The organism is Arthrobacter sp. 10T425, assembly GCF_056393985.1.
Map to the genome: position 1 here is coordinate 1 of NZ_JBFTGZ010000081.1, position 449 is coordinate 449.

The 449-nt window shown below is 66.8% G+C and carries 1 protein-coding gene; it reads right to left on the reverse strand.

Going from position 1 to position 449, the window contains the following annotated elements; genetic code table 11:
- Positions 1-218: 218 nt before the first annotated feature.
- A partial coding sequence (locus AC1DDH_RS20620; protein ID WP_476956236.1) for a hypothetical protein occupies positions 219-449 on the reverse strand: 231 nt, incomplete at its 5' end.

Genomic DNA, 449 nt, shown 5'->3' on the forward strand with positions numbered 1-449 from the left:
TTTCCTGCGCGATGGCCGGCGCGGCCATGAAGGCCACAGCACAGGCCGACGCACAGGCCAGGAGGATGTTCGTGGCCAGCGTGGCGACGCGTGCCGGGGTACTGCGACCAGACTTTGACAGCATGGAAAGACTCCACTGAGACGAAAGGACGCACCGGCCGGGAAACCTCGCCCGACCGGGGGGGGCATGCCCAAGGGGGCATCAGGGCATCAGGACATCAGCCGCGGGCCTTGCCGACGCGATAGCCGCTCTGTTCGAGGTCCCAGACGCCCGCCACATCGCGGGACAGCAGCTTCTTCTGGATGCGCTGCGTGGGCGTTTTCGGGAATTCGTCGATAAAGGCCACGTAGCGCGGCACCTGGAAGTACGGCATGCGCGACTCGGACCACTGGATCAGCGCGAGCGGGTCGAGCGTCCCGCCGCCCTCCTGCCGCACGCGGATGAAGAT